18 protein-coding genes are annotated in these 17,366 nt (G+C 72.3%); 6 read left to right on the forward strand and 12 right to left on the reverse strand.

What is annotated here, in order from left to right:
- Positions 1-2,071 precede the first annotated feature (2,071 nt).
- The 4 genes from ACZ573_RS13935 to ACZ573_RS13950 all read left to right on the forward strand — a co-directional run bounded on the left by ACZ573_RS13935 (position 2,072) and on the right by ACZ573_RS13950 (position 4,811).
- The gene (locus ACZ573_RS13935) at positions 2,072-3,679 is read left to right on the forward strand and encodes an FAD-dependent monooxygenase (protein WP_471303237.1); all 1,608 of its coding nucleotides are present in this window, start codon (positions 2,072-2,074) and stop codon (positions 3,677-3,679) included.
- A gap of 32 nt (positions 3,680-3,711) precedes the next feature.
- Complete coding sequence (locus ACZ573_RS13940) at positions 3,712-3,798, forward strand: putative leader peptide (RefSeq protein ID WP_311318651.1); 87 nt, start codon at positions 3,712-3,714, stop codon at positions 3,796-3,798.
- A gap of 78 nt (positions 3,799-3,876) precedes the next feature.
- Entirely contained in the window at positions 3,877-4,425 is a 549-nt protein-coding gene (locus ACZ573_RS13945; protein WP_471303239.1) for a cupin domain-containing protein, read from the forward strand.
- Positions 4,416-4,811: a rhodanese-like domain-containing protein gene (locus tag ACZ573_RS13950; RefSeq protein ID WP_471303336.1), complete on the forward strand. Its 396-nt coding sequence runs from the start codon at positions 4,416-4,418 to the stop codon at positions 4,809-4,811. Before ACZ573_RS13945 ends, ACZ573_RS13950 begins: the two co-directional genes overlap by 10 nt.
- 92 nt (positions 4,812-4,903) lie before the next feature.
- Here the strand turns inward: ACZ573_RS13950 and ACZ573_RS13955 are convergent, their stop codons facing one another.
- The 7 genes from ACZ573_RS13955 to ACZ573_RS13985 form a co-directional block, all read right to left on the reverse strand.
- Complete coding sequence (locus ACZ573_RS13955) at positions 4,904-7,456, reverse strand: FtsX-like permease family protein (protein WP_471303242.1); 2,553 nt, start codon at positions 7,454-7,456, stop codon at positions 4,904-4,906.
- A 90-nt stretch (positions 7,457-7,546) separates the two neighbouring features.
- Positions 7,547-8,113 (reverse strand): recombination regulator RecX, encoded by a 567-nt coding sequence (recX, locus tag ACZ573_RS13960; protein ID WP_301366004.1) that lies wholly within the window; start codon positions 8,111-8,113, stop codon positions 7,547-7,549.
- A gap of 3 nt (positions 8,114-8,116) precedes the next feature.
- A complete protein-coding gene (recA, locus tag ACZ573_RS13965) occupies positions 8,117-9,226 on the reverse strand; it encodes a recombinase RecA (protein WP_471303244.1) in 1,110 nt (369 codons plus the stop codon).
- Between the two features lie 210 nt (positions 9,227-9,436).
- Positions 9,437-10,339 carry an SMI1/KNR4 family protein gene (locus ACZ573_RS13970; RefSeq protein ID WP_471303246.1) on the reverse strand — a complete coding sequence of 301 codons (903 nt, stop codon included), beginning with the start codon at positions 10,337-10,339 and terminating at the stop codon, positions 9,437-9,439.
- Positions 10,336-10,674 (reverse strand): deoxyxylulose-5-phosphate synthase, encoded by a 339-nt coding sequence (locus ACZ573_RS13975; RefSeq protein ID WP_471303248.1) that lies wholly within the window; start codon positions 10,672-10,674, stop codon positions 10,336-10,338. Before ACZ573_RS13975 ends, ACZ573_RS13970 begins: the two co-directional genes overlap by 4 nt.
- Before the next feature lie 122 nt (positions 10,675-10,796).
- Positions 10,797-11,261, reverse strand: a complete 465-nt coding sequence (locus tag ACZ573_RS13980; protein WP_471303250.1) for a hypothetical protein — start codon at positions 11,259-11,261, stop codon at positions 10,797-10,799.
- Positions 11,262-11,354: 93 nt separating this feature from the next.
- On the reverse strand, positions 11,355-12,011 hold the full coding sequence (locus ACZ573_RS13985; protein ID WP_471303340.1) for a class I SAM-dependent methyltransferase: 657 nt from the start codon (positions 12,009-12,011) through the stop codon (positions 11,355-11,357).
- An 87-nt stretch (positions 12,012-12,098) separates the two neighbouring features.
- On the opposite strand from ACZ573_RS13985, the gene ACZ573_RS13990 reads away from it, so the two are divergent.
- Positions 12,099-12,854 carry a Clp protease N-terminal domain-containing protein gene (locus ACZ573_RS13990; protein ID WP_471303252.1) on the forward strand — a complete coding sequence of 252 codons (756 nt, stop codon included), beginning with the start codon at positions 12,099-12,101 and terminating at the stop codon, positions 12,852-12,854.
- Here ACZ573_RS13990 and ACZ573_RS13995 read toward each other — a convergent pair.
- A complete protein-coding gene (locus tag ACZ573_RS13995; RefSeq protein WP_471303255.1) occupies positions 12,808-13,896 on the reverse strand; it encodes an AI-2E family transporter in 1,089 nt (362 codons plus the stop codon). The two genes, ACZ573_RS13990 and ACZ573_RS13995, sit on opposite strands and share 47 nt — an antisense overlap.
- Positions 13,897-14,111: 215 nt before the next feature.
- Entirely contained in the window at positions 14,112-14,306 is a 195-nt protein-coding gene (locus ACZ573_RS14000; protein ID WP_030154244.1) for a DUF3046 domain-containing protein, read from the reverse strand.
- An 81-nt stretch (positions 14,307-14,387) separates the two neighbouring features.
- On the opposite strand from ACZ573_RS14000, the gene ACZ573_RS14005 reads away from it, so the two are divergent.
- Positions 14,388-15,407, forward strand: a complete 1,020-nt coding sequence (locus ACZ573_RS14005; protein ID WP_471303257.1) for a hypothetical protein — start codon at positions 14,388-14,390, stop codon at positions 15,405-15,407.
- Here the strand turns inward: ACZ573_RS14005 and ACZ573_RS14010 are convergent.
- From ACZ573_RS14010 to ACZ573_RS14020, 3 genes are all read right to left on the reverse strand, one after another.
- A complete protein-coding gene (locus ACZ573_RS14010) occupies positions 15,376-15,684 on the reverse strand; it encodes an AzlD domain-containing protein (protein WP_030010743.1) in 309 nt (102 codons plus the stop codon). The two genes, ACZ573_RS14005 and ACZ573_RS14010, sit on opposite strands and share 32 nt — an antisense overlap.
- A complete protein-coding gene (locus tag ACZ573_RS14015) occupies positions 15,681-16,370 on the reverse strand; it encodes an AzlC family ABC transporter permease (protein WP_471303342.1) in 690 nt (229 codons plus the stop codon). Before ACZ573_RS14015 ends, ACZ573_RS14010 begins: the two co-directional genes overlap by 4 nt.
- Before the next feature lie 95 nt (positions 16,371-16,465).
- On the reverse strand, positions 16,466-17,308 hold the full coding sequence (locus tag ACZ573_RS14020) for an AraC family transcriptional regulator (RefSeq protein WP_471303260.1): 843 nt from the start codon (positions 17,306-17,308) through the stop codon (positions 16,466-16,468).
- Between the last annotated feature and the right edge of the window lie 58 nt (positions 17,309-17,366).

Raw genomic sequence — 17,366 nt, forward strand, 5'->3', positions numbered from 1 at the left:
AAGAGGGTCGGGGAGGGTGCGGGGGCACCGCTGCTCACCCAGGGGGGGGGGAGGGGGGGGGGGGGGGGGGGGGGGCCCCTCCCCCCCCCCCCCCCACCACACGCATGCTCGGGTCCTGCATCACCTGACGCACGTGCGGGTGCCAGCTCTGTGGCCCAATCCAGGTGTAGGGCTTCAGGACCATCCGGCGGGGTGGTGATGCCATGGCGCTCGCCCGGCCGTCCGCCGTACGAACACCCCTGCAGCGCCCCTCCGCGACAGCGTCGACTTCGACATCCGGTCACTCTTCCCATGGGCCGGGTGGACCCGGGCGTCGCGCTCCTCGGCGACTCCGGCGTCTGGAGACCAGAGCGGCAACCTGCTCGTTCGTCCCCGTCCGAGTGCGGCCCGAACGCGGCATGTCTTTCAGACCCGCAATGCGGCACTCCCGAATCGAGCCAGCCAGCGGACCACTGCCTGCGGCGTGGAACCTACCAGGACAGCGCCATCCTTGTTGCCGCACCCAGTTGACGCGGTCCACTCCTCATCCGTCTGCGCCAGATCAGCCCTCCATATGAGGATGGGCGCGGGCAGCAGCATCGGACTGTCGACCGACCCAGGCAATGCACGGCGACTCAAAAACGCACGCTCGATTTGATCACCCCTACCGTCGGTTCCTCTACACAGCCAGGTCATCGTCAGCGTCACGTGCAGCAAAGAGAATGACGGCACTGGTCCTTGTGGGCGACCTCACGGTCTGAGCACAACCAGGGACCATGCGGCGGGGGAATGCAAGGCAGCGTGGTGTCCCATCGGAAGACGCGATGGGACACCACATTCAATCGACTACTCATAGGCTATTGACGCAGGCTATGCAATCAGGTGCCAGTGAGTGATTCGACTAGTAGGACCTGGTCCAGAACGAGCCGCTCTTGACAAGCGTGTACGGCGGGCAGAAAGCGAACGATACACTGTCACGGCTCCAAGCAACGGCGTCAACAGTCACGACCGGGTCGCCGTTCCACGGCTGGCATAAGGCGGACGCCTTCCACCTTCCGCCGCTGCCGCCATCACAGGAGGCTGCAATTCCGTTACTCTCGGGGACCTTCCAGCTCGTGCACCCCGTAGGCCAGCCCGCAGGGGCCGCAGAAGCCGTCCCCTGGAGTCCGATGCCTGCCATCGCCCCAGCAGCGATCAACGCCGCAAACATCTTCTTCTTCATTTATCCGATCCTTCCTGGAACGCTTTGACTGTACTCAGGTGTTGTTGCGAGGCGAGGTCTCAATTCCTGCGGAGATTGCACGATAGGACCCTTGGCAGTAGCCAATTGAAGTCCCGCGCTGCTTCCATGGACCGAACCACCACTCCTCCTTCCCGGTCTCCTCGTCCTTACATATGGCGTTCACCCGGTACGAGCCGCCGTTATGGTTGTCGCACCATGCGACAGCCCCCCACTTTCCAGGGGTCTCGTAGTGGCACCCGCTGGGGCGCGCCAGCGTGGCAGCAGATGCAGTTGTAGCCGCACCGAGCGAGAATACGCCGACCATAAGCAAGCCGACCGCCGGAGCGGCGGCAGCACGAAGGCGAATATCCTTCAGCAACCTCTTTACCCTTCATCGGTGACAGACTCATGTGGCGTCTGCCATGTCACGGGGACCGAACTCACACCCCCTTGCACACGCAGGGAGTTTCCCGCCCCTTGCGCACCATCGACAATTCCATGCCCAGCGAATCCGCGCAAGCAAATACCGATCTCTTGAGCTTCACTTGAGCATGCCGAAAATCAATGGATGGATTCCGGCACCTGAATCCGTCAATCGACAGCCATAAGTGTCCGGATATCGCGCGATCGACCAGCAAAAAGACCCACTGGAGCGACTGTCCGGCCGATAATCGACGTCCACTTGAAGCCATTCCTGCCCAGAGTTCGACTGAGCGGCCACGCCTGTCTTTGGAGTGCGGTCGCAAGCCATACACTGTTCGGAATCATCGACTCCGGATACTGCCCGCCGGACCGGCGTCACTTGACGCAGGCACCTACAGTGGGTTGCATACGTTCTGTGATCACATACCGGACATCGGGAGCCGCGCCATGGACCCGGTGATCGTCGTCGGCGCGGGGCCCGTCGGGCTGTCCCTGTCGCTCGCCCTGGCGGCTGCGGGCGTGCCCTCCGTCGTGCTCGACGAAGGGCCCGGCAAGGAAGAGGTCCGCCCGGCCCGCACCGTCGTCCTGCACGCCGAAACGGCGGCCATGGCGCACCGGCTGGGCTGTACGACGCTGCGCGACGAAGGGGCGTACTTCGCCGCCTGGCGCACGATGCGCCGCAGCCGGCCCGACCGGCGGATCACCTTCGAGGAGCACCCGGCCCCGCTGCACGTACCGCAGCACGCGCTGACGCGCGGACTGCGCCACGCCGCCACGGCCCATCCGCTCGTCCAGCTGGTCACCGACAGCAAACTGGACTCCCTGGAGCAGGACGGCCGGGGCGTCACCGCGCACACCCGGGGCGCCGAAACCACCTGGTGGCGCGGGAGTTACCTGGTCGGCTGCGACGGTGCCCGCTCCACCGTGCGCAAGCTGCTCGGCATCCGCTTCCCGGGCCGCACCGCCGTGGAGCGGCACGCCGTGGCCGCGCTGCGCACCGAACTGCCCTGGCCCGGCGAGGCCTTGCTGCACCGGAGCCCGCCCCAGGAGGTCACCTCGCGGCCGCTGCCCGACGGGGTGTGGCGGCTGGACTGGCTGCTCCCGCCCCGCGGGGAACTCGTGACTCCCGATGCGCTGGTGACCCTGATCCGCGACACCCTCGCGGTGTGGTGCGGCGGCACGACACCCCCGTACGACCTCATCGACACCGGGGTCCACACCCTGCACCACCGCCTCGCCCGCCGCTGGCGCGACGGCCGCGCCTTCCTCGCCGGAGACGCCGCCCACCTGCTGGGCGCGCTCGGCACCCAGGGCGTGGAGGAGGGGCTCCGGGACGCCGAGAACCTGGCGTGGAAGCTCTCCCTGGCCTGGCACCAGGGAGCCTCCGAGGCCCTGCTCGACAGCTACGAGAGCGAGCGGCGCACCGCGGTCGCCTCCCGGCTGCGCGCGGCCGACCAGGCGATCCCGTCGCTGCGGGCCGGCGGCGGCCTGCGCACCTACCTCCCCGGAGCCGCGCGCTCCGCCGAATCCCTGCTCACCGACGGCCACCTGGGGCGCGGGCCGCTGGGCGCGGAACCCACGTACGCGCCACCGGTCGCCGTCCGGGAGGTGCCGACGGCCACGGAGCCGGGCGGCCCGGTGGCCAATGTCCCGGTGACCGCACCCGACGGGGCGACCGTGCCCCTGCGGGACCTCCTCGGGCAGGGCCGGCTGCTGGCGGTCCTGGTGGCTCCCGGCACCGGGGTGTGGGACCGGCGACACTGGCTCGGCGCCGGGCTGATGCCCCGCCTCGCGGCGGCGGTGAGCGCCCTCCCGGTCCGCACCGACCTGCTGGTCGCGGACAGCTACCCGGGGGCCCCGGCGCACACCGTGCTGCTGGTGCGGCCGGACGGGCACCTGGCGGCGACCTTCGCGGGGGTCCGCCCGGCGGAGCTGTACGAGGCGGCGGACACGGTCCGGGCGGGCGCGCCCGCGTCCCGGGTGCCGACGCCCTCCACGGCGAGCACGGCCTCCAAGCCGGCGCCGTCACCGACACCGACCGTGGTGATCGATTGACCGTCTCCGGGACTCCGTGGTTCACTCGCGGAATGACCGGCAACGACGTACGCCTGTGGCGGAGGGTCCATATGGACCTGCTCCGCTACGCGGGCTGCGTGTGTCGCCCTTCCTGCTGATTCGCCCTTCCCTCCGCGCGCCCCGTGCCGTCCACCGGCCTGCGCGCACCTCCGCGAACCCAGGAACGGTCCCCCTTCATGACTGCACCCGTATCCGCACCCTCGTACGCCCCGGAGACCGGCTCCGCGGCCGGGGGCCCCACGGCCGCCGAGCTCCTCGACTTCGCCCTCCGCACGGCGGCCGACCCCGCGGTCGTGGCCTCGCTGCCGCTCGATCCCGAGGGCCGCACCTGGATCCGGCTGGACGGGCCGGGCGGCAGCGAGGCGTGGCTGATCGGCTGGCCGCCGGGCACCGGCACCGGCTGGCACGACCACGCCGAATCGCGGGGCGCGTTCGCCACCGCCCGGGGCCGGCTCACCGAGCACTCGCTGGCCGTACGCCTGCCCTCGGAGGGCTGGAAGTCCCTGGAACTGGCCCCCGACATCGACCGGCGCCGCACACTGGCCGCGGGCTCGGGGCGAGCCTTCCGGGAACACCACGTGCACGAGGTCTTCAACGAATCGCAGGCCGAGCACGCGATCTCCGTGCACGCCTACTACCCGCCGCTCCCGCTGATCCGACGCTACAGCCGCAGCGGCCCGGTGCTCAGCCTGGAGCACGTCGAGCGTCCGGCGGACTGGCAGTGAGCGCCCCGGCCGGCATCGACGAGCTGCTGGAGCGGGTCCGCGCGGGCTACACCCGCGTGGATGCGCGGGAGGCGTACGCCGCCTCCCGCGCCGGGGCCCTCCTGGTGGACATCCGCTACCAGGCGCTGCGCGAGCGGGACGGGCTGATCCCGGGCGCGGTGGTGGTCGAGCGCAACGAGCTGGAGTGGCGCCTGGACCCCCGGGGCAGCCACCGCCTCCCCGAAGCCACGAGCCACGACCTCCAGGTGGTGGTGATCTGCAACGAGGGCTACGCGTCCAGCCTCGCCGCGGCCTCGCTCCACGCCCTGGGCCTGCACCGCGCCACGGACCTGACCGGCGGCTTCCAGGCCTGGAAGTCCTGCGGCTTCCCGGTCTCACCCGCCTGAGCTCTCCGGGCTCCGCCCGGACCCGGTCCTCAAACGCCGGACGGGCTGGAAGATCCAGCCCCGGCGGCGTTTGAGGCGCGGGGCTTCGGGGGCTACGCCTTCGCCGTGGCGACGTCCACCGGAGGTACCCGCAACGCCACCCGGCCCGGGAGGGCAGTGGCTGCCAGGGCGAGCACCCCGGCCACGCCCACCACCGCCGCGTAAGCCACCGGCAGCACCGCGGGCGCCGCCGCCCCCGTCATGCCCACGCTGAACGCGGTCAGTACCGCCAGCGCGATTCCCGACCCCAGCGCCGTCCCGATCAGGACCACCGCCAGCGCCTCCGTCCGCAGCATCCGCAGCACCTGCCGGCGCTTGGCCCCGGCCAGCCTCAGAATCGCGAACTCCCGGAACCGCTCGGCGGTCGACATCGCGAGCGTGTTCACCACCGCGATCGCGGTGAAGGCCAGCACCAGCCCCATCGCCAGCAGGTTGATCTCCGCCCCGGCGTCCTGCCGCTGCGCCCGTGCCGCGTCGGCGTCCGCCGCGGACAGGACCTGTACGCCCGGGAACGACCGTACCGCTGCGGCCAGTTGCTCCCGTCCGGTCCCCGAACCCGGTTCCGCCGCCACCAGCACACCGCCGGCCAGCGGATTGTCCGCGTGCGCGGCCACCAGCCCGTGCGGCAGCGTCAGATCGCCGAAGCCGAGCCCCCGCGCGTACACGGCCGAGACCGTCAGCGTGACCGGGGTTCCGTCCCCCAGCGTCAGCTTCAGCGGGCTTCCCGGCTTCAGCCCCAGCTGGTCGGCGGCGAGTTCGCTCACCGCCGCGCTCCCCTCGCCGAAGCCGTCCAGGCTGCCGCCGGTGACCTCGGGGTCCCAGGTCCGGGTCAGCCCGGCCGGGGTCACGCCCTGCGCGGCGTACTTCGTCAGCCCCACCCGTACCGACGTGTGCACGATCTCGGTGGCCGCCGTGACCCCCGGGGTACGCCGGATCGTCTCAGCGGCCTCCCGCGTGACCCCGGGACCCTGCGCGGCCAGGACCCACTGGGCCCGGATCCCGTCGCGGGCCTGGGCCCGGGCGGCGTCCCCGAGCGTCGGGGTGATGAACAGCACGGTGCAGGTCATGCCGATCAGCAGCGCGAGCGGGGTGACGGCGGAGGCCATGCGCGTGGCGTTCCCGCGCAGGTTGGCGGTGGCCAGGTGGCCGCCGGGGCCGGCCAGCCGCAGTGGTCCGGCGAACAGCGCGGTGGCGCCCCGTACGAGCAGCGGGCCGAGCAGCGAGACCGCCCCGGCCAGTACCACCACGGCGAGGAAGGTGACCGGGGTGGAGGCCGGCTCGGTGCGCAGCGAGCCGAGCACGACGACCAGCACCGCCCCGCCCGCCAGCAGCAGCACGCCGAGCACGCTGCGGATCCAGCCGGGCCGCCGCCGCTCGACGGCGGCTTCGGCGAGCGCCTCGGCCGGGCGGATCCGGGCGATCCGGCGGCCGGTGATCCGGGCGGCGGCCCAGGCTCCGAGCAGGCTGGCGGCGACGGCCGCGAACATCGGGAAGATGCCGGCGGTGCGCTCCAGGGTGACGGGGACGACCCCGCTGTCGACGAACCGGCCGTGGAGCCAGGCGGCGAGCGGCAGCCCGGCGAGCGCTCCGGCGACGCCGGCGGCCAGGCCGACGAGCAGCGCTTCCCGGCCGATCATGCGCCGTAGCTGTCCCGGGGTGGCGGCGATGGCCCGCAGCAGGGCGAGTTCGCGGTAGCGCTGCTGGACGGAGAGTGCGAAGGTGCCGACGACCACGAGGATCGCGACGAGCAGCGAGGTGCCGCCCATCGCACCGCCCATGGAGACCAGCTTGATGCGGGCGCCGGCGGCGTCGAGGAATTCGACGGGGCCGCGCTCGTCGCCGGTGGCGACCTGCGCGGTGGTGCCCCGCAGCGCCCGCTCGACGCGGGCGGCGAGCTCGGCGGCGCCGACACCCGGTGCGGGCAGCACTCCGACGGCGCTGACCTGGCCGTCGCGGGCCGCGAGCCGCTGGGCCTCGTCGTCGCTGAAGAAGAGCGCGCTCTGCTGGGCGGGGCCGCCCCGGTCCGTCGTCGCGACCCCGCTGACCCGGTACGTCCTGGGTTCGCCGGTGGACTGTACGGCGAGCTCGGAGCCGGGCTTCAGCCCGGCGCGGGCGGCCAGCGCACGGTCGACGACGACCTCGCCGCCGCTCTGCGGCGCGCGGCCCTCGGAGAGGGTGAAGGGGGTCAGTGCGGCGGATGTCCAGGCGTGCCCGTACGAGGGCACCGGCCCGCCGGGGCCCTTGAGCAGGGGGACGGCCTGGAAGGTGAGCTCGGGGACGGCCCGTTCGACGCCGGGCACGGCGCGGACCGTGTCCACGGTGGCGGCGGGGAGCCAGGCCCGCTCGGCGACGGGCTTGGCCTTGTGCTTGGTCTTGGTCCGGCCGCCCTTCTTCTCCTTGACCGTGGTCTCGTGGACGTTCTGGTCGGCGGAGACGAGGATCGGCGTGGCCGCGTAGCGCTCGGTACCGATCTTTCCGCGGAGTCCCGTTTCCAGGAGCGTCCCGCAGGCGGTGACGAGGGCGGCCGCGCACAGCAGTGCGACGAAGGCGCCGAGGAAACCGGCCTTGCGGTCCCTGACGGTCTGAAGGGCGTAACGCAGCATCATGCGGCCAACTCTGCCGCCGTGCGCGGCGCCTGACACTGGCGTATCCAGGCGTCCGGTCCCGGGGGCTACCCCCACCCCGGGCCCACCGTCTCACTCCCCCGGGTACCCGAGGTCGTCGGCGTCCTCGCCCTCCGTCTCCAGGGCGCGGCGCACCACCCGCAGGGCCATGCCCTCCGGGTATCCCTTGCGGGCGAGCATCCCGGCGAGGCGCCGGATCCGCTTGTCCCGCTCCAGGCCCCGGGTGGAGCGGAGCTTGCGCTCCACGAGTTCCCGGGCGGTCTGTTCCTCCTGGTCGGAGTCCAGCAGCTCCAGGGCCTCCTCCACGAGGGTGGCGTGCACCCCCTTGGTCCGGAGCTCCTGGGCCAGCGCCCGGCGGGCCAGGCCCCTGCCGCGGTGCCGGGACTCGACCCAGGCACCGGCGAAGGCCGCGTCGTCGATCAGGCCCACCTCCTCGTACCGGGAGAGGACCTGCTGCGACACCTCCTCGGGGATGCCCCGCTTGTGCAGGGCGTCCGCGAGCTGGCGCCGGGTACGCGGGCTCCCGGTGAGCAGGCGCAGACAGATCGCCCGCGCCTGCTCCTCGGGGCTCTGGGGCGGCAGCTCCGAACGGCCCTCACGGCCGCCCCGGCGCTCGCCGCCCCCTTCCTGCTCCCGCACGGGTCAGCTCTTGGCCACGGCGGCCTTGGCCGTCGTCTTGGCCTTCGATGCCGGGGCGGGCACGGCGGTGGCCGCGGCGTCGGCCGCGCCCGTACCGGCTTCGGCGGCGGCGTCCTTGCGGACACCCACGCCCAGCTTCTCCTTGATCTTCCGCTCGATCTCGTTGGCGAGGTCGGGGTTGTCCTTCAGGAAGTTGCGGGCGTTCTCCTTGCCCTGGCCGAGCTGGTCGCCCTCGTACGTGTACCAGGCGCCTGCCTTGCGCACGAAGCCGTGCTCCACGCCCATGTCGATCAGGCCGCCCTCGCGGCTGATGCCCTGGCCGTAGAGGATGTCGAACTCGGCCTGCTTGAACGGGGGCGCGACCTTGTTCTTGACGACCTTGACGCGGGTGCGGTTGCCGACCGCGTCCGTGCCGTCCTTGAGGGTCTCGATGCGGCGGATGTCGAGGCGCACGGAGGCGTAGAACTTCAGCGCGCGACCACCGGTGGTGGTCTCGGGCGAGCCGAACATCACACCGATCTTCTCGCGGAGCTGGTTGATGAAGATCGCGGTGGTCTTGGACTGGTTGAGCGCACCGGTGATCTTCCGGAGCGCCTGGCTCATCAGGCGGGCCTGGAGACCGACGTGCGAGTCGCCCATCTCACCCTCGATCTCCGCGCGCGGCACGAGGGCCGCCACGGAGTCGATGACGATCAGGTCGAGGGCACCGGAGCGGACCAGCATGTCCACGATCTCCAGTGCCTGCTCGCCGGTGTCCGGCTGCGACAGGATGAGGTTGTCGGTGTCGACGCCGAGGGCCTTCGCGTACTCGGGGTCGAGCGCGTGCTCGGCGTCCACGAAGGCGACGGTGCCGCCGGCCTTCTGCGCGTTGGCCACGGCGTGCAGGGTCAGGGTCGTCTTACCGGAGGACTCCGGGCCGTACACCTCGATCACACGGCCGCGGGGCAGCCCGCCGACGCCGAGGGCGATGTCCAGCGCGGTCGACCCGGTGGGGATGACCTCGATGGGGTCGTTCGGCTTGTCGCCGAGGCGCATGACCGCACCCTTGCCGAATTGCCGTTCAATCTGTGCGAGAGCGGCGTCGAGAGCCTTCTCGCGGTCGGTGCCTGCCATGGGTTCCACCCGGTTTGCTTGAGTCGATCGCTTCACGTCACTGACGCTAATGCCTGCCACTGACAATGCGCCTCCACGAGCGTTTCGGCTGTGGATAACTCATCAGAATGGATGTTCGATTTCCCTGTCAAGCGCGCCACGCTCACCCGGCCGCCCCGCCGACCCAGGCCGTCTCTTGCGGATCTTGCGGATCTTGCCGGAAGAGGCGACCTAGTCGTCCTCGTCCGTGACCGTGTCCCAGGCCACCAGCGGGGTCCCCGCCGCGGTCAGGACCTCCAGCACCCGGCATTCCATGAGCTCGGCGGCGGCGTAGAGCCGTCGGCGGACCTGCTCCGAGTCCTCGGGCGGGAAGCCGATCCGGATCTGGTGGGGGCGGGACGCGTCGTAGGTGAGCAGCCAGTCGGTGTCGACAGTCGCGAAATGGTCCTGCCCCATCTCGTCGTGCTCCGACCGCCACGTGCCCCGGTCCGTGGTGGGGGCCAGTGCCGCACGCAGGAGCCTCAGGCGCTCTTCGTGGGGCAAGGGCCCCTCGGACAGCCGCAGGCACCGGTCGACGCGTGGCCGGAAGGCGTTGAACCAGGGTGCCAGGTCCGGCTCCATGGCGCCGAGCAGGCCGGAGCGGATGCGGCCGGCGGCCCAGCCCTCGATGAACCCGGCCGCGCCCGTGCGGTGCGTCTCGTACCAGCCTTCGCTGCTCCACACGACGACGGGCCACTCCCCCGGCTCCCCGTCGGTGAGCCAGCACAGCCGATCGGCGTCCATGGTGGTGCCCCAGACCAGCAGGCCGCCCGGCGCCGGGTGCAGCGGGTGCGGGTAGCGCTCGGTGTCCGGATCGGGCGATCCCGGCGGGTAGGTGCGCTGCCACTCGATGCCGTTGTACTCGCTCGTGCCGAACGGTGTCCGCAGGTAGAGGAAGTCGCAGAACTCCCCCCATCCGTAGGTGGCGACCAGCCGCTTGTAGTCGTCGGGCAGCCGCACCCCGACCGCGGCCTCGGCGGCGTCCCAGTCGCCACGGGCGTCGATGGGTACGGCCGGCGGCGTCACGAGCCGCGCCAGGGTGTCGCCGTACCCGATCTCCCCGGCCTGCCCGGCCTGCCCGGCCTGCCCGGTCACGGCAGGTCGCGCAGTACGAGCGCCTCCGCGAAGGGCCTGCCGGTCCGCTTCGCGTAGGTCATCCGCTCTCGCACCTCGTGCAGGGTGCGCGGCCGGTAACCCGGTCCGCCGCAGCAGCTCTTGTGGAAACGCACGCCCGCGTTCAGCAGCACGCCGAGCGTCCGCCATGCCGCGGCGTCCCGGCGCCGCGGCACGGCGAAGGCCGAGCCCGCATGGACCAGGGTGCCCGCACACCGCGGACAGATCCGCTCCCGGTCCCTGTCGTAAAGGTCGTAAGGCTGCTTGTACGAGGCCCGGCAGGGCAGGCAGACATAGGAGGTCTTCGCATGAGCCATGCGAGCAGGGTAGGCAGCACCCCGCGCCGGGACCGACACGATGACCGGGCCGTCCGGTACCGGCACTCGGCGGAAGCTAGCAACAGCCTCTGACAAGAGCTCCGTCGGCTGCGCCGGCTCCGTCACTTGTGCGCCAGGGCCGCCTTGATCATCGTGACGGTGTTCACCAGCTTGGGGAGGCCTTCCGTCTGGACCCCCGTGATGCCCCGGGAAACCTGGCTCCCGTCCTTCTTCGCGGCCCCGTCGGCGCATTCGCCCGCCCCCCGCCTGAATCCGCCGAGGGCCTCCTTCCAGTACCGCTGGGCGGCTTCGTCCGGGATCGGGTCGAGCTTCTCGGCCTTGGCGGTCTGGGCCAGCAGGTCCTGGCAGGCGGGTCCCTGGACGTCGATTGTGCGCATGCTCACCTCGTTGACCCGGCCGGCGTCCTCGTTCAGCTTCCGGATCTGGGCCTCGCCCCCCGAGCTGTACCACTCCTCCAGCCGCTCGGCCGGGGTCTGGGAACAGCCTCCGAGCAACAGCGAGACGGCTGCGACGGTGACGACGGCGGTGACGCGGGTCGCCGCGGGGACACGCACACGGAATCTCATGGAACCTGGAACCCCCCTGGATCGGTCCGACCGATGCTGCCAGGGACGCTCCGGGCCCGTGCCCCTCGTGATGGATTCGTGACGGGTCGCCGGTCAGAGGGAGATCGCCGTCCCGAGGGATTCGGCGCACAGGAACTTCGGCGCGCCCTCCTCGTAGAAGACGTCGAGGGCGGTGATCGTGAATCCCGCCGCCGCCAGCAGCTCCGGGGCGGGGCGGGTGAGGTGGCAGCCGCCCAGGAGCCGCATGTTCAGGGGCTCCAGCCGTCGCTGCAGGCGGCGTACGCGCCGGTCGCCCTCCGGGGCGAGCCCGTGTTCGACGAAGTGCAGCGTCCCGCCGGGCCTGAGTACGCGGCGCAGCTCGCGCAGGGCGGCCACGGCGTCCGGGATGGTGCACAGCGTCCAGGTGGACAGCGCGGAGTCGAAACCGCCGTCCCCGAAGGGCAGCGACTGGCCGTCCAGGCCGGCCCGCCGGACCGGCACGCGGGCGTCGCGCACGCGTGCCGCGGCCAGCCGCCACGCGACGTCGGACGGCTCGACCGCCGAGACGCCGGTCGTCCTGCGGATAAAAGGGGGCGTTGCACCCCGCGCCGAAGCCGATCTCCACGACCTCGCCCGCCAGCCCCGCGCAGACCCGGCGGCGCAGCGGCCGGGCCGTCCTGGCCCCGCAGGCGACGGCGAGGCTCCGCGGAACCGCCGGCTCGGCGTAGAACCCCATGGCGGCCTCCGGGACTCTCTTCTCCTCCTCAGGATGGCACCGCGGCCCCACGCCCACGAACATCCCGCCCGAGTGACAACCCAGGGTTGACGCTCACCGAAGTGTCAACCTACGGTTGCGCTATGACGAACCCTTCGGTGGAACCCGTTCGCATGACCAATCCGGTACGCCTCGACGACCTGATCGAGGCCATCAACAAGGTCCACACCGACCCCCTGGAGCAGCTCAGTGGCGCCGTCGTCGCGGCAGAGGCTCTCGGGGACGTCGCGGACCACCTCATCGGCCACTTCGTCGACCAGGCCCGCCGCTCCGGTGCCTCCTGGACCGACATCGGCCGCAGCATGGGCGTCACCCGCCAGGCGGCCCAGAAGCGCTTCGTCCCCAAGGCGGACAAGGAGGGTGCCGGCGGCCTCGACCCGAACGCCGGCTTCGGCCGCTTCACCCCCCGCGCCCGCAACATCGTCATGACCGCCCAGAACGAGGCCCGCGCCGCCGGCAACACCGAGATCCGCACCGAGCACCTGGTCCTGGGCCTCCTCGCCGAACCCGAGGGCCTCGCCGGGTACGCCCTGCGCGCCCAAGGGGTCGCGGCGGACGACGTGCGCGCCGCCGTGACCGCCCTGCTGCCCCCGGCGCAGCCGGAGGTCCCCGACCTGGTCCCCTTCGACGCGTCCGCCAAGAAGGTCCTCGAGCTCACCTTCCGCGAGGCCCTGCGCCTCGGCCACGACTTCGTCGGCACGGAGCACGTCCTGCTCGCGCTCCTGGAGCTGGAGAACGGCGAGGGCCCGCTGAGCGGCCTCGGTCTGGACAAGGCCGCCGTCGAGACGACCGTCAGCGAAGCCTTGGAAGTCGTACGCGTCGTCGCGGACGAGAAGTAGAGGAATCCGCGTCCTGGGTCAGTTCGTAGCGCTTGACGTACGCGCCCAGGAAGGCCTGCAGCGTGGCGACGGCGGGGATCGCGATGAGCGCCCCGACCGCGCCCAGCAGGGCGGTGCCCGCGATGACCGATCCGAAGGCCACCGCCGGATGGATGTCCACGGTCCTCGAGGTCAGCTTCGGCTGCAGGACGTAGTTCTCGAACTGCTGGTAGATCACCACGAAGCCCAGTACGTACAGCGCGTACCAGGGGTCCACGGTGAAGGCGAGCAGGACCGGCAGCGCGCCCGCGAGGTAGGTGCCGATGGTGGGGACGAACTGCGAGACCAGCCCCACCCACACGGCGAGCGCGGGCGCGTACGGCACCCCGAGGACCGCCAGCACGATGTACGTCGCGACACCGGAGATCAGAGCCATCAGCCCGCGCGAGTAGAGGTACCCGCCCGTCTTGGCGACCGCGATCTCCCAGGCGCGCAGCACCTCGGCCTGCTTCGCGGGCGGCAGTACGGAGCACAGCGCGCGCCGCAGCCTCGGTCCGTCGGCGGCGAAGTAGAAGGAGAACAGCCCGATCGTCAGCAGCTTGAAGAGTCCGCCGAGCACGGTGGCGGAGACGTCGAGCACGCCGGACGCGCTGTTCTGCACGTACTTGCGCAGCCAGTCGGAGCGCAGCACGCTCTCCTGGATCTCCAGCCGGGACAGTTCGGTGTGGAAGGTGGAGTTGATCGCTTTGATCACCGAGTCGAGATAGCCCGGGAAGCCCTCGACCATGGCGACGATCTGCCCGGCGAGCAGCGAGCCGAGCAGCGCGAGGAAGCCGGCGGTCACGACGAGCACCGCGAGGAACATCACGAAGGTGGCGACCCCTCGGCGCATGCCGCCGGCCGCCATCCTGGCCACCGCCGGTTCGATCGCGAGCGCGAGGAAGAACGCGATCAGGATGTTGACGAGGAGGCCTATCAGCTGGTGGAAGGCCCAGCTGCCGAGCTGGAAACAGGCCACGAGGGCCAGTACGAGGATCACGGCGCGCGGCAGCCAGCGCGGCATGCGCGCATCGTCCGGGGCGGGAGCCGCGCCAGCCGGCGGCGCGGGCGGACCCGGCCGGTCCGGCGCACCCGGCCGGCCCGGCGATCCCGGCTCCTCCGCCTGCACCGCCGGTGTCACTCCCCGCGCGTCGGCGGACTGATCGGTCGTCTCTTCGCTGGCTGCCACGGCGCCAAGTCTGTCCCACCCGCGCCCGCCACCGCGAAACCGCGCGCCGGTCAGCGCAGCGAAGCCGGCACGTCCATCGCCGAACACACCGCGCGCCACACGTCCTTGGCCTCCCAGCCCGCGTCCAGCGCCTGGTGGACGGTCCGTCCGCCCAGTTCCGTCATGACGTGGTCCCGCGCGAAGGAGTCGGCGTAGCCCGCACCGAAGTGCTCCGCCATCCGCTCCCAGAAAATCGTCAACCGCATGCCCCCAGTATCCCGCCCCGGGAGAGTGCACCGCTCGCGTTCGGCCCTCCCCGGCGCACCGCCGCGTCCTAGGTTGCACGCATGCCCGGAGACGAAGCTTCCTCGCAGACCCAGCCGTCCCCCCAGACCCTGCAGATCCCCCGGCCCCCCCAGCCCCCGCAGGCCCCGCAGGCCCCGCTGGCCCGCGCCGAGGGGTTCATCTGGCTCACGGCCCGCGTGCTGGAGCAGCGGCGGTTCGCGTTCCACTTCCTCGGCGGGGACGCCGACCCGGTGGATACGGCCCTCGGTTCGTATCTCAACGCGGACGGGGGCTACGGTCACGCACTCGATCCGGATCTCCGCGGTCCGCTCAGCCAGCCGCTGCACACCGCGCACGCGCTGCGCGTGCTCGACAGCCTGGGCCGCTGCGCCGGGCAGCGCATCGAGCGGCTCTGCCGCCACCTGACCGGGGTCTCCACCGCGGACGGCGCGCTTCCGGTGGTCTTCCCGGCCCCCCGCGACTATCCCGCGGCCCCCTACCACCCGATGCACGACGACCCGCCGGGCGAGCTGCTGACCACGGGCCCGGTCGTCGGCGTACTGCACCGCAACCGGGTCTGGCACGCCTGGCTCTTCCGGGCCACGGACTTCTGCTGGGACCGGGTCGAGAACCTGCGCCACTCCCACCCGTACGAGGTCCAGAGCGCGGTGGCCTTCCTCGACGGCATCCCCGACCGGGCGCGCGCGGCGGCGGCCGCCGACCGGCTGGGCCGGCTGGTGCGCGAGCAGAAGCTCGTGGTGCTCGATCCGGTGCGGCGGGCGGAGTACCCGGAGGCCCCCGGCTACGCGCCGGGCGAGCGGCTGTACCCGCACGACTTCGCCCGGCGGCCGGAGTCGCTGGCCCGCGGCTGGTTCACCGACGCGGAGCTGCGCCGCTCACTGGACTTCCTGGCCTCCGAGCAGCAGCCGGACGGCGGCTGGCCGGTGCGCCGGCGGGCCTGGGCTCCGGGCAGCTCGCTGGAGCGGCGGCCGATCGCCACCCTGGAGGCCCTGCTCACCCTGCGGGCGTACGGGCGCCTGCCCGCCGACGTCAGCCGCCCAGGGCCCGTACGCCCGCGGTGACGACGACGGCGGCCGCGACCACGACCAGGAACGGCGCGCGCAGCAGCAGCGCCAGCCCGGCGGCCGCGAGCCCGGCGGCGCGGGCGTCGACGACGAGGGCGGACCCGGTGCTGAAGGTCTGCTGGGCGGTGAGCGCGGCCAGCAGGGCGACCGGCAGCAGGGCGGCCAGGCGGCGCACGAGCGGCCGTTCCAGGGCCCCCGCCGGGACGAGCAGCCCGGCGAGCTTGACGGCGTAGCAGCCGACGACGGTCAGTCCGATGGCGATCCAGACGTTCACGAGCGGCGTCCCTTCATCCACAGCACGACGGGGGCGGCCAGGGCCGCGATCAGCACGGGTACCCCGGCGGGCAGTACGGGCAGGAAGCCGAGCCCGAGGACGAGCGCGAGGGCGGCCACGGCCCGTTCGGTGGAGGTCTTCAGCATCGGTGCCAGCAGCGCCAGGAACACGGCGGGTCCGGCGGCGTCCAGGCCCCACGCCCGGGTGTCCCCGATGGCCTCGGCGCCGAGCGCGCCGAGCAGGGTGGTGAGGTTCCACAGCACGTAGAGGGTGAGCCCGGTGACGGTGAAGCCGAGCCGGGCCGACTTCCGGTCGGGCTGGGCCAGCGCGACGGCGGTGGTCTCGTCGATCACCCAGTGCGCGGCGAGGGGCCGCACGGGGCGGGGCAGCTCGAGCAGCTGCGACAGGCGCAGCCCGTAGAAGGCGTTCCGGGTCCCGAGGAAGAAGGCCCCGGCGGCGGCGGTGAACGGGTTCCCGCCCGCCGCGAGCGCCCCGACCAGCGCGAACTGCGAGGCGCCGGTGAAGACGAGCAGGCTGAGCACACAGGCCTGCAGGGTGCTGATGCCGGCCCCGGCGGCGGTCACGCCGAAGGCGAACCCGGACAGTCCGACGGCAACGCCGACTCCCAGCGCGTCGCGTACGACGGCCGCGCGCGGCCGCTCGTCGGGCGCCGGTGTCTCACGTATCTCTGGTTCTGTGACCAGCTGGTTCTCTCGCACGCTCCGAAACTACGGGGTGTCCGCCGAGTGGGTCTTGTACGTTCTTGCGCCCGCCCGGCGCCCTAGAGCACCCGCTCCCGCCGGTACGCACCCGGTGGGACGCCCACGATGCGGGTGAAGTGCCGGTTCAGGTGTGGCTGGTCGGTGAAGCCCACGGTGACGGCGGCCTCCGCGGGGGCCGTACCCGCGTCGAGGAGCCGGCGCGCCTGCCGGACGCGGGCGTCGGTCAGCCAGGTGTGGGGCGGCATCCCGTAGCGCTCGCGGAAGGCCCGCAGCAGGGCGAAGGGGCTCGTACCCAGCTCCGCCGCGAGCTGCTCCAGCGACGGCGGGTCGGCCATCCGCTCCTGCAGTACGGCCCGGGCGGCCGCCGCGTCGGCGCCGCCCGCGCCGCGGACCGTACGGGCGGGCAGCGGTCCGGCGTGCCGGGTCAGCATCCGCGCGACCACGCTTCGCAGCAGCGTGTCGGCGGCCAGCGCGTTGCCCGCCTCGGCGGCCCGGTGGATCTCGGTGATCGCGCGGGCTCCCTGCGGGTCGGTGACCATATCGGTGGTGAAGCCCGGGGTGCCGCGCAGGATGCCGATCTCGTCGGCGACCTCGACGATCAGGTCGCGCGAGGGGTAGAGGGTGGCGTAGGCCCAGCCCTCGGGCACCCCGGCGCGCGCGGTGTGCGGCACCTCGGGGTTGATCAGGACCACGCTGCCGGGCCCGGCGCGCACCACGTGCCCGGGGAGCCCGATCTCCTCGATGCCTCCGGTGACGGCCGCGATGACGTACCCGTCGTGGGCGTGGCGCGGGAAGGTGTGGCGTACGTAGTGGGCGCGCAGCAGGTCGAGCCCGGGCAGTTCGGCGTACTGCCAGTGCCGTGCCCACTCCCGGCGCCCGTCGGCGCCCCCGTCCGTCCCCATCCCCCCATTCTGCGCCCCGACCCGGTCGCGCGTTTCCCCAGGTCCGGCCCGTTGTCAG

The organism is Streptomyces sp. NPDC040545 (assembly GCF_055595065.1).

What these genes read in the sequence shown, in the direction of transcription:
- ACZ573_RS13945 (WP_471303239.1), top strand. Translation starts at nt 3,877, where the DNA reads ATGACTGCACCCGTATCCGCACCCTCGTACGCCCCGGAGACCGGCTCC.
- ACZ573_RS13935 (WP_471303237.1), top strand. Translation starts at nt 2,072, where the DNA reads ATGGACCCGGTGATCGTCGTCGGCGCGGGGCCCGTCGGGCTGTCCCTG.
- ACZ573_RS13980 (WP_471303250.1), bottom strand. Translation starts at nt 11,261, where the DNA reads ATGAGATTCCGTGTGCGTGTCCCCGCGGCGACCCGCGTCACCGCCGTC.
- ACZ573_RS13975 (WP_471303248.1), bottom strand. Translation starts at nt 10,674, where the DNA reads ATGGCTCATGCGAAGACCTCCTATGTCTGCCTGCCCTGCCGGGCCTCG.
- ACZ573_RS13940 (WP_311318651.1), top strand. Translation starts at nt 3,712, where the DNA reads ATGACCGGCAACGACGTACGCCTGTGGCGGAGGGTCCATATGGACCTG.
- ACZ573_RS14005 (WP_471303257.1), top strand. Translation starts at nt 14,388, where the DNA reads ATGCCCGGAGACGAAGCTTCCTCGCAGACCCAGCCGTCCCCCCAGACC.
- ACZ573_RS14000 (WP_030154244.1), bottom strand. Translation starts at nt 14,306, where the DNA reads ATGCGGTTGACGATTTTCTGGGAGCGGATGGCGGAGCACTTCGGTGCG.
- ACZ573_RS13955 (WP_471303242.1), bottom strand. Translation starts at nt 7,456, where the DNA reads ATGATGCTGCGTTACGCCCTTCAGACCGTCAGGGACCGCAAGGCCGGT.
- ACZ573_RS13990 (WP_471303252.1), top strand. Translation starts at nt 12,099, where the DNA reads ATGACGAACCCTTCGGTGGAACCCGTTCGCATGACCAATCCGGTACGC.
- recA (WP_471303244.1), bottom strand. Translation starts at nt 9,226, where the DNA reads ATGGCAGGCACCGACCGCGAGAAGGCTCTCGACGCCGCTCTCGCACAG.
- ACZ573_RS13995 (WP_471303255.1), bottom strand. Translation starts at nt 13,896, where the DNA reads ATGCCGCGCTGGCTGCCGCGCGCCGTGATCCTCGTACTGGCCCTCGTG.
- ACZ573_RS14020 (WP_471303260.1), bottom strand. Translation starts at nt 17,308, where the DNA reads ATGGGGACGGACGGGGGCGCCGACGGGCGCCGGGAGTGGGCACGGCAC.